The following is a 13,593-nucleotide window of genomic DNA, read 5'->3' on the forward strand; positions in this document are numbered from 1 at the left end:
TATGACCCGTCCTCTTGCCCGACGCCGCTTTCTCGTTACCCGCCCGGAAAACCAATCCGATCGTTTGACCGCGCTGTTGCTTGAGGCCGGTGCCGAACCCCTGCTGGCGCCCATGATCGCCATCGGCGAGGCAGCCGAACCCGCCGCGCTCGATGCCGCACTGACGCGGCTGGACGACTACGACTTGGCGGTATTCATCAGCCCGACCGCGCTGGACCAGGTCGGCGCCCGCGTCCAACGTTGGCCCACCGAACTGCCCGCTGCCGTCATCGGCCCGGCATCGCGCGAACGTGCCCACGAGCTGGGCATACTGGATGTCATCTCGCCCGACAGCCGTTTTGATAGCGAAGGCTTGCTGGAACACCCCGCCATGCAGCGCATGGAAGGCCGCCGCGTCGTGCTGTTCCGTGGCAATGGCGGGCGCGAGCTGCTGGCCGAGACACTGGCCGCCCGTGGCGCCAAGGTCGATATCGTCGAGGCCTATCGCCGCCTGCCCCCCACCATGGCGCGAGAAGAACTGGCCACCTTGCTGGCCGGCGGCTGCGATGGTGTCATCGTCACCAGCAGCGAGGCCGTGCAGAACCTCTTCAGCCTGTGCGACGAGCCCCTGACCGACCTGCTGCGCAGCACCCTGTTCTTTGCCAGCCACCCGGCCATAGCCGAGGCGGCCAGGCGCAATGGCGTGTCCAGCGTATTTACCACCGCCGCTGGCGATACAGGCATCGTCGCCTCGCTGAGCGAATGCTTTGCCGGCAGCAATGTCGCCGCCACGCCGACACCGCCCCCGCGGCCAGCCATGGAGCCACCGCGCAAGCCAGTACGCCCCCGCAGCGCCGGCCAATGGCGCTGGGCACTCGGCGGCGCCGCCATTGCCATTGGCGTGTCGCTGGCCTGGCAGCACCTGCAGCGGCAGGACATGCAGGCCGACATGGATAAGCAACTAAGCCAGTTGGAGAGCCGCCTGGGCCTGCTCACGGCTGGCGAGCGCCGCGATGGCGGCCGTATGTCCCAACTGGACGCCAGGCTGGCCACCATAGACCACCGTATCGGCGAGCTGCAGGCACGCCAGGATGACCAACAGGCCCTGTACGGCGCCATCATGGGCGATCAGGAGGAAACCCTGCTGGCCGATGCCGAGCTGACACTCTCGCTGGCCAGCCAGCAATTACAGCTCACCGGCAATGTGGGTGCCGCCCTGGCCGCCCTCTATCGCCTGGACGAGCGGCTGGCAGGCCATGACCAACCCCGCCTGCTGCCCCTGCGCCGCGCCCTGGCGCGCGATCTGGACGCCCTCAAGCGCATGCCCTGGATAGACTATGTCGGCCTGTCGGCCCGACTGGACAGCCTGGCCGGCGGCATCGATAAACTGCCACTGGCCGTGGATGCCAAATCGACCGAGGATCAGGTGCAGCCAGACGCAGACAAGCGCAAGGGCCTGCTCGGCGATCTGAGCCGGGCACTGGGCGCCCTGGTGGAAATCCGCCGCATAGACCAACCCGACCCGGTACTGCTGGCACCCGAACAGGCCGTCTACCTGCGTGAGCAGATCAAGCTGCGCCTGCTCAACGCCCGTCTTGCCCTGCTGCAGCGCGATGAAATCACCTTCCGCCGCGATCTGCAGGCGGCAGACGGCACGCTGCGCAAGCACTTCGACACCCGTTCCAAGCCGGTAGTCGCCACCCTCGCCACCCTGCGCGAGCTGCAGGCGGCCCAGCCGGCTCAGGTGCTGCCCAGCCTGTCAGACAGTCTCAATGCCGCGCGGGATGCCCGTCGCAAGGTCAGCCGGGAGGAAGGCAAGTGAGAATCCTGTTCTGGCTGATTGCCCTGTTCGGGCTGGCCGTGGGGCTGGCCATGTTTGCCCGCCTCAATACCGGCTACGCCCTGCTGTTCTTCCCGCCATGGCGCATGGAGCTATCGCTCAACGCCTTTGTGCTGCTGTTCGCCCTGCTGGTACTGGGTGGCTACGGCCTGGTCAAGCTGGTGGACTGGTTGCTGGCCATGCCACGCAATGTACGCCGTTACAAGGCCGCCAAACGTGTCAACGACGCCCGTCGCTATCGCCGCGAAGCCATCACCGCCCTGATCGAAGGCCGTTACCACAAGTCGGTCAGGGCCATCAAAGTGGCGCGTGACGCCGAGGACGAACGTGAGATGCAGCTGATCGACACCTTGATCGCCGCTCGCGCCGCCCACTTTGGCCGCGATTTCGACGCGCGCGACCAATATATCGAACAGGCCCGTGTCGCCTGCGGTGGCCGCTCGCTGGCGCTGGACATGCTCGAAGCCGAGATGATGTACGAGCAATATCGTAACCGCGAAGCCCTGGTGGCCCTGCAGCGCGTCTACGCCCAGTCGCCCAAGCTGACCGCCGCCCTCAAGCTGGAGCTGAAGATACGGCAGCAGGACAACCATCCAGCCCGGGTGATAGAGCTGACCGACATGCTGGAGAAAAGCGACGCGCTGGACCCCAGCCACGCCGCCCGCATACGCAATCAAGCCCGCCTGAACCAGCTCAAGCTGGACCCAATGGATGCCAGCGAGCTGGAGCGCTGGTGGCATGGCTTGCGCAAGGACGAAAAGCTGCTGCCCAAGCTGGCCGCCGCCGCTGCCAGGCAATTCATCCGGGCGGGCGTGGGCGAACGGGCCGAGTCCATCCTGGTCGATGCACTGGAAGCCAACTGGGATGTGGCACCGCTGGAAACCTATGGCGAATTGGGCCGCCTGGGGGTCAAGGGCGATGCAGTGAAACGCCTGGCGCGCGCCGAGGACTGGTTGCGCCACCACCCCAATGACCACCAGTTGCTGCTGGCCCTGGGCCGCATGTGCCGCGATGCCGCACTATGGGGCAAAGCCCGCAACTATCTGGAAGCCAGCGTGGCCGTAGCCGCCACCCCGGTGGCCCATGCCGAGCTGGGCCAGTTGCTGGAACAACTGGACGAGCGCGAGTCCGCCGAGGAACACTACCGCGCAAGCCTGGGCCTGGCGCTGGATCTGCTGGAGAAACGTACATGATGAGCAATGCCCTGCTTGCCAGCCTGCACTACCTGGGCGCCATGGTAATGATGGCCTGCCTGCTGGCCGAGCATCTGCTGCTAAAGCCTGAGCTAGACGCCCCCTTGGCACGCAAGCTGGCCCGCATCGACGCCATCTACGGTCTCACCGCCATCACCCAGATCGCCACCGGCATTGCCCGCATGTATAGCGAGAAAGGCACGGCACTTTACCTACAGAATCCGGTCTTCCACCTCAAGATCACCGTCTTCGTGCTGCTGGGCCTGCTCTCCATCTACCCCACCTTGCGCTTCATCGCCTGGAGCCGTGCCGCCCGCAGCGCTGGCCTGCTGATACCGACTGAGTACAAACGGGTCATCATGCTGATACGGGTGCAATTGCTGCTACTACTGGCCCTGCCCATAATGGCCAGCTTGATGGCACGGGGCGTGGGGCTCTGAACGCCACCTTCAGCGTCTTTTACCTGCGGCCTTTAGCAGGCGCTCGGTAAATCACCTGTTTGAACAAGGTTACGACAGTTAGGACAGCGGCGGGTTTGCTCGGCTAGCCCCATAACATCTGAGGGCAATTCAGGCATACCCACCTGCCCATGTGCACTTACCTGATGTAAATCAGTTTGTTGATCTGGTGCCGGGCAGTCCGACACCCCGGTTGGGACGAAACAGGCAGTAGAGAGTCAGACCGCGCAGGTCCTGTACTGCACCCAGCAGAAAATCGTAGCGATAGTAGAGCGCCAGATTGCCTGGGTTTTCGGTATCCAAGGCCAGGCCCTGTACGCGCCCATCAGCCTCTGCCTGGGCAATGATTTCTCGCAGCAGACAGCCACCCAGGCCGGTGCCCCGCACACTATCGTGCACCCCTATCATGCGCAGGTAATAGTGCGGGACGACAGGCGCCGCCCGTCGTGTAGCCCGCATATAGGCATTCATCAGGCCAAAGGCGGCAAACGATACCCGCCAGGGCAGGCCTAGCGACTTGAACAACAGGCAACAGCCCCCAGCCAGCCGCCTGAGCAGGTTTGTGCCAGGGGTCTCCAGCAGATAGCAGGCCAACAATCGGTCGCCATCAAACAGCCCGCGCAAGCGATGGCCCATCAGAAAGGCCTGGTCAAACAGAAAAGCAAGGAAAGCCCGGCTGCTACGGCTAGCCTCGACCTCGGTCTGGCCCGCCGCAAACAGGCGCTGGAACAGTGGGTCTGGCATAAAAGCCTGGCTCATCAGCGCCACGAACGCAGCTTTATCGCGCCACTGCAAGGCCCGGCTGGCCCCTGGTGCGGCATCCATGCTCAGCCCTCCACCGGGCTGCCGTAGTGGTCAACCGCGAAGCTGAACATGACCTTGATCATGAACAATAGCGACACCACCATAAAGAACGACGGCGCAGCAGGTGCCAGCAACACCAGTGCCACTCCCAGCACCAGCAGGACACCGGCGGTAAAACGCTGCAGTCGATTGCCGTGCAGGGCATTCACCACCAGGGCTGCACCCATGGTGTAGCCCCATACCACCAGCGCATGCTGCCAGCCCAGGTCCAGCAACCAGGCAACCGCCAACAGGTGGACATGGATGGCAATAAAGACCAGCCTAGCCTTGCTGTTGTTAGCGTAGTAATGGTTGGTGGAGTAACTGAAATTGGCGATGCAGCCGGCGATGATATCGAGCACCAGCAAGATGGCCAGCACGCTGCGCCAGGGTGCCACTGCAAATACCGCATCGGCATGCAGCAAGCACAAGAGGCCGGTAAGCCCCAGGCTCACCAGCAATATGGCCGCAACCTCCACCACACTTTGAGACTCGCCCAGTACTTCTCGAAACAGGGATGGAATGACGATCTGCCGCATGAATATCCTCCGGCTGGCTGTTCTGTTTAAAGTGTCAGTCCAGCCAGCCGGTGCGATAGTTCCCCACCGTCCCCGCCCCAAGGCCTTGAACAGAGGCTAAGAGGCTAACTGATCTGCACCCGATTCAGTGACAACAGCTGGCGCTGATCCACCTTGGCGACAGCCATCTCCACAATCTCGCTATGGCGGGCTGCGCAAGCCGGGCTCACAGGCACATCCAACAGGTAGCGCAGATATTCCTGCAGCAAGGCAAAGCCCGCAAACTCCTGGGCCTGGGTCTCGTCATTGCAATGCCAGGCCAATACTGCGCAGGCGCCGGAAAAGTACTGCACATAACGCTTGGCCAGATCCATATAGCAGGCCGAGTTGATGGGTGTGGCCGGTGGCTGGGCCAGCGCCTGTATCTCGCGCAACAACTGCAGCAGGCCGACATGCAGCTTCGTCACCAAGGGCAAGGTCTCGGCACAACAGCGCAAGCGCGCAGGCTCGGCCAGCAGTTCCAGAAAAGCCGCCATGATGGCATCCTGTCCACCGTTGTTCAGCGCCAGTTGCGACTGCTCAGGGAACCCGGCACAACGCGCCTGTACCTGGAACAAAGGTATCACCTGCTGCAGATGCGACATGCCGGCCGGCGCTGCCTGCCGCGCCAGCAGGCCCGCACTCAGGGCATTCAGCTGGCTGGCAATCAGGCCCAGATTGATCTGGGTACTGCCGTCAAACAGGCTCACCACCTGGTTATCGCGCATGAACTTCTGGAACATGCCGAACTGGTAGGCATCGCGCAGATAGTGGCGTGCCCCCAGGGTGACGCTCAGTTGCTGGCACAACTGCTCGGCCTCGGTCGGCACCTGGTATTTGACGATGGCAGAATAAAGACTGAGCTGGCTTGGCAGATGACTGATGGCGCGGCTACCCACCTGGGTCAGCAGGTCGGCCATCAAGGTACGGCTATAGCACTGTGCCAGATTAGCCCGCACAGCAGGAATCTCCAGCACGGTGCGGGCATACAGCACTCTTTCCCGGCTGAAACCCAAGGTAAGGCGGAACAGCGTATCCAAGGCACCCAGCGAGAAACCGGCACACAGTATGCGCGATATCTGCAGCCCCTTGATCACCGTAAACAGCGCCGGCTCGCCACCGCTCAGCAGGCTGTCCGCAGCCACTTTGCATTCTGTGAACTCCAGCCCACTGATGTCGGCGCCGCGTATGCCGTGGGTCCGTATCTTGGCCAGCGGCTGCCAGTGCCGCTTGTCCATCTGAGCTTTCTGCAGGTATAGCAGGCACAGTTCAGACGTCCCACTGGGCTGGCTGCGCTTGGCCAGCACCGTGGCCGACACCCCCCGGCTGCCATTGTTGATCAGCCATTTGCTGCCATTCAGGTACAACTGGTCGCCCACCTGCCGTGCCTGGACCTCGGTCGCAAAAATATCGCTGCCATGGGCTTTCTCGGTTAGTGCCAGGCAGCCCAGCCCACCTTCCTGCATCTGTTGCTGCAGGCTGGCCTGCTGCTGGGCATTCCCTGCCAGCCATACCGGCAAGGCGCCCAACAAGGTCTGGCCAAAGGCGATGGCCGTGGTCAGGTCGCGCCGGGCAATCACCCGGCATATCAGCGCCAGCTGCTCAAACTCGGCCAGCTTGCCGCCCAGGCGCTCAGGCACAAAATGCGCAAAGCAGCCCAATTCCCGCAGGGTGTCGATATGGGCCTCGGGAAACCGCTCCGCCTCATCGTATTCATGGCTCAGCGCATATCCCAGACGCCCCTCCTGTGCGTACGGGTCACCCAGCAGGGCTTCCAGCTGCTCGCTCTCACTGATACGGTTCAAACTCATTCCCTTATTCCTCCGCTCGTTTTATGGGGTCGACACCAGGCCGCCCTTTCCGATACACCAGTACCTGGGCACTGGTCTCGGTCCACACTGTCTCTACCCGCCAATGGTCGCAGGCTGGCGCTACCTCTTCGGTCCAGGCTTGGCCCGCAGCACGGCTGTCCACCCGCCAAAGCGGCGCCTTTCCCTGCGGCCAGTCCAGTATCTGTATGGCTCTGGCAAACGGCACAAAGGCTCGCTGGCCGCAGGCCTTGAACAAGGCCTCCTTCAGGCACCAGATCAAGGTACGGGCCTGGCTGCGATCACAGCCCTGCCCTGCCGCCACCGCCGCTACCTCCTGCTCGGCCAGCAGGTCGGCAATGCTGCCCGCCTGCAAGGCATCAAAGGACTCAACATCGATACCCACCGGGCAATTGGCTACCGCCGCCACTGCCTGACAACGGCTATGGCTGATGGAGAGATAGGTGCGCTCATCCACAAAGGGCCGCCCATCCGGCTGCCGCCGAATGGCCATGCCCGCTGGGTGCGGCACTGTGGCATCCAGCCAGTTGCGGTAGTGGCTTAGCGCCTGCTTCGCCGCCAGGCGGCCCGCCAGCCACTCCAGCTGCCGCTTCTGCACCGGAAACTGAGCCAGCAAGCCCATCTCATCAGCACATAGCCAGCTGGGCAGGCCGGCCGCCAACCTACCATCGGCCTGCCAGGCTTCACGTAGGGGTGCCAGCGGCAGGCTGGCGCAAACCACGCCAGCCTCCGCCGGGTCACCGTGCCGGCTAAGACTTACTTCCGGTAACCGGGCGCTATCGGATCGCACACCAGTTGCTCGCTCACATCGGCCATCTGGCTGAACCGTGCCACCAGGCCGGCAAACTGCGGGCTGGCCATGTCCTGCTCAAACGCCTTCCAGGAGCTGACGGTAATGGTCTCGACAAAGTCGCAATCCGCACCACGCATGACCTTGTGCACGCAAAACGACTGCACGCTGGGCAACTCATGGCAGGTCAGGTAGTCCACCTCACGCACCCATTTGACGAAGTCGTCCTCGTAGGCCGGGTCCTTTAGCTTGATCTTGTCGATGATGGTCAGCATGGTGTGTTCTCCTCTTTGTCGTTTTCAATGATGACGACCCCGCTGTCGCCATCCAGGGTGATCCAGTCACCGGTCTTGATCAGCTCGGTCGCCAGCTTGGTATTGACCACCGACGGGATGCCAAACTCGCGTGCCACAATGGAGCTGTGCGACAGCATGGAGCCAATGTCGGTCACCACCCCCTTGGCCAGGGCGAACAACGGTGTCCAGGAGGCATCGGTGAAGCGCGCCACGATGATCTCGCCTTTCTGCAGCAGTCCGGCCTCCCGGCGCAGATCGGTAATAACCCTGGCCCGCCCCGATATCCGTCCATTGGACGTACCCAGGCCTTGCAGATGCTCGCCCGCCTCCGGCAATTTGACCGGCACGGCATTGTGGGCGCTGCCAATAAAGGTCAGCGGTGGTTCGGGCTGCTCCAGATAGCTGACATGCTGACGCCGCGCCTGCTCTATCTTGGCGCGGCTGAACAAGGTTTCCGCCGTCTCATAGTCGTTCACATGGGTCAACAGGTCGCCAAAGTCCAGATAGGCCACTTCGTCGATATGCTTGAGCAGACCCTGTTCGGTCAGTCGTCTGCCCAGCTCATACACAATGCGCCGAACCAGCCAGATCGAGGTAATCATGCTCATACGGGTCTCTTCGCGCATGCGACTACAGGCGCTGTACATGCGTATCACCCGCTTCATGACCAGACGCTTGAACCAGGGCAGGCTGTCCAGCAGCTTGTCGGTGTCCACGCTGCGTACCTGGCTGGAGGCCTGCAGCTTGTTTTCCACCTCATAGCCCTGCTCCAGATAGGTCTTGATCATCTGCAGCACATAGCCCGGGTCATCAATCCAGCGTGGATAGGTCAGCTCCATCTCCTCACGCCCGCGCACCCCGTTGGCGCGCATGAACGGTGACATCTCACGCTTGAGAAACTCACGGCCCTGGCTGGACGTCGGCAAAGCCGCCTCGATGGCCGCCACATCGGCCTGCAGGAACAGCGCCTTGACCTCGGGGTAGGCATCCAGCGCCTTGCACAGGCGCCAGATATCGCGTGCCGATTCCACCGTGCGCAGATTGGACATATCGCCCTTGAGCCGATTCTGCAGATGCTTGCCATCCTGCGGCAGCCAGGCGTGGCACAGCTCCTCCAGCACGCCATACAGACCGAAGGCATTGATGTAGAAGGGCATATAGCCCACATGCATGGCCTTGAAGTAATCCAGGCAATGAGTCATTTCCTCGCGCAGCTCAAACAGGCTGAGCCGGCCCAGATCCATGGCCATGGCCCGGTCGAACTCCTGGTAGCGCGATGCCACCATATGCTTGGCGCGAGCCTTGGCGCCCAGGAGTTCCTGTGCAGTCTTGCGCAGCCAGTAACGATTGGTCCTGCCTGGGGTGTGACGTTCGTGGTGATGTACCGCGCCGTAGGGGTTCTGGTAGCGCTCTACATCGACCTCGGCACTGGCAAAGCGTTTGATGAATACCGATTGGTCCTTGCCCGCCGGTGTTTGCGCCAGCAGGTAGGCGGTATAGGCGACATTGAGGTACACATGGCCCTTGTAATAGCCCATGTATTCGTCCTCCTTGCCCAGGTCCAGTAAGCCGAGGCCAACTCCGCAATCGCGATGCACCCGGTACTGGTAGTACTTGGCAAAGGAGACCCCCAGCGGCGTTAGGCGACCGGTGAATATCTCGCCTATGTCCATGCGCGACCACAGGATGCGCTTGGCGATGGCTTCATCCGGCTCACCCACATGGGGCGAGCCACTATCGAGCGACACTGCCGTGGTGGTGATGGGCCGGCTCTGCAGCAGGAAGAACTGGCCGGCTCGGCAGGTCCACTCGATGTCCTGCGGTTTGCCATAGCTGCGCTCCACCAGCACAACCAGCCGCCCCAGTTCCAGCGCCTGCGCCTCGCTCAAAGCCGGGCGCACAGCCAGCGCAGCATCCAGCTCGCGCTCCACCGTGCTGCCATCCTCACCCCGCTGCAACGCCGTCGGCTTGTAGTTGATCTGGCTGCTGGTCAGTTGCAGTGGCGACTTGCCCAGCACATAGCTGTCCGATACCACCCGCCCCGAGACCAGGCCCTCACCCAAGCCCACGCAGGCCTCTATCAACAACTGATCGGCCTGGCCCTGCAACGGGTTCTCGCTGAATGCCACCCCCGATGCTTCGCCATTGATCATGGCCTGCACCACCACCCCGATGGCCTGGGGCATGCCCGGCGTTGCCTGCCTGGCGCGATAGGCCATGGCACTGGCGTTCCACATCGAGGCCCAGCAGGCGCGCACGCTATCGAGTACCAGCTGCGCTTCAGCGATATTCAGGAAGGTATCGTGTTGGCCGGCAAAGGAATGCTCGGCAGCATCCTCGTCCACACCGGACGACCGCACTGCCACCAGCGCAGCCCCCAGTCGCCGGTATGCCGTCAATATCGCCTCGGCCAGTGGCGCAGGCATGGCAGTCTTGCAGATCAACTCGGCAATCTCGCTGTAGACCGTCTCATCCCCCAGCTGCAGCAGCTGATAGATATCCTGCCCCAGCCCTGTTTCCTTGATGAAATACTGGTAAGCATCCGTGCTGATGCAAAACCCCTCCGGCACGGTAAAGCCAAACTGCCGCAGCCGTATCAGGTTGTACCCCTTGCCCCCTATCTGCTGCACCGAGAGCGCAGCGCCCTCGTCGAAATCGCACACCCAGCCCTGGATGGCCTCCAGCCCCACTACCGACTCCAGTTGTTTCATAGCGCCTCCTGCTCCTGGGTACGGTGCACCTGCGTGCGCCCGCCCCTGCCTTATTGAATGGTGTTGTCAGCCTTGGCCAGAAATCCGTAGTAGCTCTCACCGGGCAGCATCTGCCGGGCCTCCACCCGGCTGAAGCCAGCCTGATTCAGCATGCCGACCAGTTCATCCCTGTGTGGCAGGGCGCCACTCACGTCCGACAGCGACCACCACAGGTTCAGCGCTGCAATGGCTGGGCTGCCGCCACGGCAACTGGTGGTCAGCAACAGCTGCCCGCCGGGCGCCAGCAGTCCATGCAGGTGGCGCAGCAGGGCCATCCGAGCGGTCAGCGGGAAGTAATAGATGTTGTTATGCAGGGTAATCAGGTCGTAAGCGCCCGCCGCGGAATAGTCCATGACGTCGCAACAGCTCACTTCGATCTGGCCCTCCAGGCCCCACAGGCGGAGATTGTCCTTGGCCGACGCCACCACCTCCTGCTGGTAGTCGATGGCATCTATCTGCAAGTTCGGGGACAGTTGCTTCAGATACTTGAGGTAGTAGCCCGAGCCGCAGCCCACCTCCAGCACCCGTTGCACCTTGCCATCGCGCAAGGCCCACTCGATGGCCTCTTCCACAAAGGGTTCGAGTATGCGCGAGGAGCGGGCGATCAACTCCCCGTCCTGGTCCGCCAGGCTGTACTTATGGCCACTGCGCAGGCGGCTGGGCGCGTTCAGCAGGGCATCGTAGTGGTAGCGCACCACCTCCTCCAGCGTCGCGGCGGCAATTTCATTGCGCGGCTGCGCCAGCGATCGCGACAGCTTGCCCTTGAGCGTGTAGTGGCCATCCTTCAGGCGTAATTCGCCAAACCGCACGCCACAGCCCAACCAGGCCTCCAGGCCTGCCTGCTGGGTATGGTCAGTAGCCAGCTTCAACTGGATGTCGGCCAGCGTACGCGGCCTGGCGTGCAGGTAGTCAAGCAGGCCGCACGAGCTGGCAGCCGTGGCAAAACTTGTCTTGTAGAGCTGGTTGATATTGCCGCTCAGTCCCAGAAAGCCGAAGATGTTCTTGTCGAACACCAGTTTTTTTAGTGTGTTCAGCCGCATGGCGCCTCCTGTTGTTGTCCATCCCCAGGGCCGGCTTGGCTGCCGACCCGACGTTTCCATCGGTCCTACCAGTAATAAAACATGCCCAGTTGCCAGGCGTTGCCCAGACGCCGGTATTCGCTGTCCCGCTTGCCGCCCACGGCCAGACTGAAGGCGGCCCGTAACTCCAGATCCTTCTGCAACGAGTACTTGAGCAGGCCAGACACCGCGCTACTGCCATCATTCAGATTGGCCTGCCACTGCCCTTCCAGGCTCAGCAAGGTCGAAACCTGGCGGCTCAAGGCCATGCCCAGCTTATGGCGGCCCAGCCCCATGGCCGGCAGGTCGGTCTGGGCTGCACGCTGCTCAAATGCCGCATAGTCGGCAGGCTCGGTCACGCCCAGCGATTGATAGAAGTACTCCAGCGTCAGCAAGGTGTTCTCCGCCACCTTGCGATTGAGCCCCACCACCGCCCGCACAGCCGTGCGATCCCGCCAGAGCTGCGCACTGCGCGCTTCCAGCCGGCTGGCTGCCAGCTCGCCATAGACATCGGCCCCAGCCAGCAGATTGTTATGCTGACGACTCAGTGCCACGCTGCGCTGGCCATCGCGATAGCTCAGCAGCAAGGTAGTCTTGCCCCGCTCGTCCGCCCAATCGGCCTGCTGCAGAAAATTGGCATGGCTACCCTCGCCCTGCACCTTCGCACTGGTCACCATGCTGGTCAGATTCAAATCCGCCGTGGCCGACCAGGCCAGCCGTATCCCATCCACACCGGGCTTGTACAAGCGCTCCAGGTCACCGGGGGCAAACGGTGCCAGCAGATCGGCCGGCGACCAGATACGGCCCTGGGTCAGGCTCACCGGCTGGCGCCCCAGCGTCAGCCGCCCGCCTTCCCAGTCGTGCTGGTAATAAAGCCAGTCCAGCGAGGCGCGCCATTGGTGCTGGTGGCCATGCTCCAGCCGCTTGTGCAGGGTCAGCGAGCGGTCCACCGGCCCAGGCTGGTCACGCATGGCCTGGTACAGGCGCCGGTCCGACGCTGCCAGCAGGTCCAGCTGGCCATGGGCAATCAGCTTGCCGGACGGCCCCAGGGGCTGCTCATACTCCAGCCGGGCAAAGCCGCTGCTGAGGTAGGCACGCTCACGTTCCGGCTCGTCCACCAGCGTGCTACCCAGCTTCAAGACGCCGCCCAGGCGGGCTTCGCGGCCACCCAGCTCATCGGCAAACAGGGCATTGTCCGCCTGCGCGGCACCCTGGCCCGCCAGCAGCAAGACCAGGCCCGCCCCCAGGCTGTGCCGCCTAAGCACCACCTCAAACGGCATGGCTGAATTCGACGGCCTGCGAAACCGGGGCGACGATGCTGCCATCGCACAGCGAAATCACCCGCTTGGCCCGCGAGATCACCCGTGGATCATGCGAACTGAAGATAAAGGTGATGCCATGCTCGCGATTCAACTGCGACATCAGGTCCATCAGACTCTCGGCCGTACGTGAATCCAGGTTGGCCGTCGGCTCGTCGGCGATCACCAGCATGGGCTCGCCCGCCACTGCGCGGGCCACGGCTACGCGTTGCTGCTGGCCACCGCTCAACTGGTCGGGATAGCGATCCATCAGCTCCCCCAGCCCCAGTGCCGTCAGGGTCTTGCGGGCCGCAGCGCGGCGCTTGTCGGCTGCCATGCCGCGAAACTCCATCACCATCTCGGTGTTCTCCAGCGCAGTCAGCACCGGCATCAGGTTGTAGGCCTGGAACACAAAGCCGATCTGGTCGCGGCGCAGCTGTGCCAGCTCGGTACTGGAGCATTGCGACAGATCGCGGCCGTTGAAGAACAGCTTGCCGGAGCTGGGCTGATCCAGCAGTCCGATCAGGTTCAGCAAGGTGGTCTTGCCGGAACCCGACGGCCCGGCAATCACCACGAACTCACTGGACTCCACCGTCAGGTCTATCTGCTTCAGCGCTTGAAAACGCTGTTTCTTCTGCTCGAATACCTTGCCTACCTGTTCGAGCCTGATCACGCTTGTATTCGCCATAGTGGTCGCCTTTT

12 protein-coding genes are annotated in these 13,593 nt (G+C 62.8%); 3 read left to right on the forward strand and 9 right to left on the reverse strand.

The features are described from left to right. Nucleotide 1: 1 nt before the first annotated feature. The 3 genes from QQK16_RS02775 to QQK16_RS02785 are packed head-to-tail and all read left to right on the forward strand — an operon-like array spanning nt 2 to nt 3,452. Nucleotides 2–1,801: a uroporphyrinogen-III C-methyltransferase gene (locus tag QQK16_RS02775; RefSeq protein ID WP_284194896.1), complete on the forward strand. Its 1,800-nt coding sequence runs from the start codon at nt 2–4 to the stop codon at nt 1,799–1,801. Beyond that, complete coding sequence (locus QQK16_RS02780; protein WP_284194897.1) at nt 1,798–3,012, forward strand: heme biosynthesis HemY N-terminal domain-containing protein; 1,215 nt, start codon at nt 1,798–1,800, stop codon at nt 3,010–3,012. The genes QQK16_RS02775 and QQK16_RS02780 overlap by 4 nt, the downstream gene beginning before the upstream one ends. Continuing rightward, entirely contained in the window at nt 3,009–3,452 is a 444-nt protein-coding gene (locus tag QQK16_RS02785; protein WP_284194898.1) for a DUF2214 family protein, read from the forward strand. The genes QQK16_RS02780 and QQK16_RS02785 overlap by 4 nt, the downstream gene beginning before the upstream one ends. A gap of 171 nt (nt 3,453–3,623) precedes the next feature. On the opposite strand, the gene QQK16_RS02790 is transcribed toward QQK16_RS02785, so the two are convergent. The 9 genes from QQK16_RS02790 to QQK16_RS02830 all read right to left on the reverse strand — a co-directional run bounded on the left by QQK16_RS02790 (nt 3,624) and on the right by QQK16_RS02830 (nt 13,579). Beyond that, on the reverse strand, nt 3,624–4,295 hold the full coding sequence (locus tag QQK16_RS02790) for a GNAT family N-acetyltransferase (RefSeq protein ID WP_284194899.1): 672 nt from the start codon (nt 4,293–4,295) through the stop codon (nt 3,624–3,626). Between the two features lie 2 nt (nt 4,296–4,297). Next, nucleotides 4,298–4,852 (reverse strand): hypothetical protein, encoded by a 555-nt coding sequence (locus QQK16_RS02795; RefSeq protein WP_284194900.1) that lies wholly within the window; start codon nt 4,850–4,852, stop codon nt 4,298–4,300. Between the two features lie 104 nt (nt 4,853–4,956). Further along, complete coding sequence (locus QQK16_RS02800) at nt 4,957–6,681, reverse strand: acyl-CoA dehydrogenase family protein (RefSeq protein WP_284194901.1); 1,725 nt, start codon at nt 6,679–6,681, stop codon at nt 4,957–4,959. A gap of 4 nt (nt 6,682–6,685) precedes the next feature. Further along, entirely contained in the window at nt 6,686–7,489 is an 804-nt protein-coding gene (locus QQK16_RS02805; protein WP_284194902.1) for a 4'-phosphopantetheinyl transferase family protein, read from the reverse strand. Beyond that, entirely contained in the window at nt 7,456–7,764 is a 309-nt protein-coding gene (locus QQK16_RS02810) for a hypothetical protein (protein WP_284194903.1), read from the reverse strand. The genes QQK16_RS02805 and QQK16_RS02810 overlap by 34 nt, the downstream gene beginning before the upstream one ends. Then, a complete protein-coding gene (locus QQK16_RS02815; RefSeq protein ID WP_284194904.1) occupies nt 7,758–10,496 on the reverse strand; it encodes a PEP/pyruvate-binding domain-containing protein in 2,739 nt (912 codons plus the stop codon). Before QQK16_RS02815 ends, QQK16_RS02810 begins: the two co-directional genes overlap by 7 nt. 50 nt (nt 10,497–10,546) lie before the next feature. Next, a complete protein-coding gene (locus QQK16_RS02820) occupies nt 10,547–11,575 on the reverse strand; it encodes an SAM-dependent methyltransferase (protein WP_284194905.1) in 1,029 nt (342 codons plus the stop codon). Nucleotides 11,576–11,640: 65 nt separating this feature from the next. Further along, entirely contained in the window at nt 11,641–12,873 is a 1,233-nt protein-coding gene (locus QQK16_RS02825; RefSeq protein WP_284194906.1) for a hypothetical protein, read from the reverse strand. After that, nucleotides 12,863–13,579 (reverse strand): ABC transporter ATP-binding protein, encoded by a 717-nt coding sequence (locus QQK16_RS02830; RefSeq protein WP_284194907.1) that lies wholly within the window; start codon nt 13,577–13,579, stop codon nt 12,863–12,865. The genes QQK16_RS02825 and QQK16_RS02830 overlap by 11 nt, the downstream gene beginning before the upstream one ends. Between the last annotated feature and the right edge of the window lie 14 nt (nt 13,580–13,593).

It is taken from the genome of Chitinimonas prasina, assembly GCF_030160395.1.
GTDB lineage: Bacteria > Pseudomonadota > Gammaproteobacteria > Burkholderiales > Chitinimonadaceae > Chitinimonas > Chitinimonas prasina.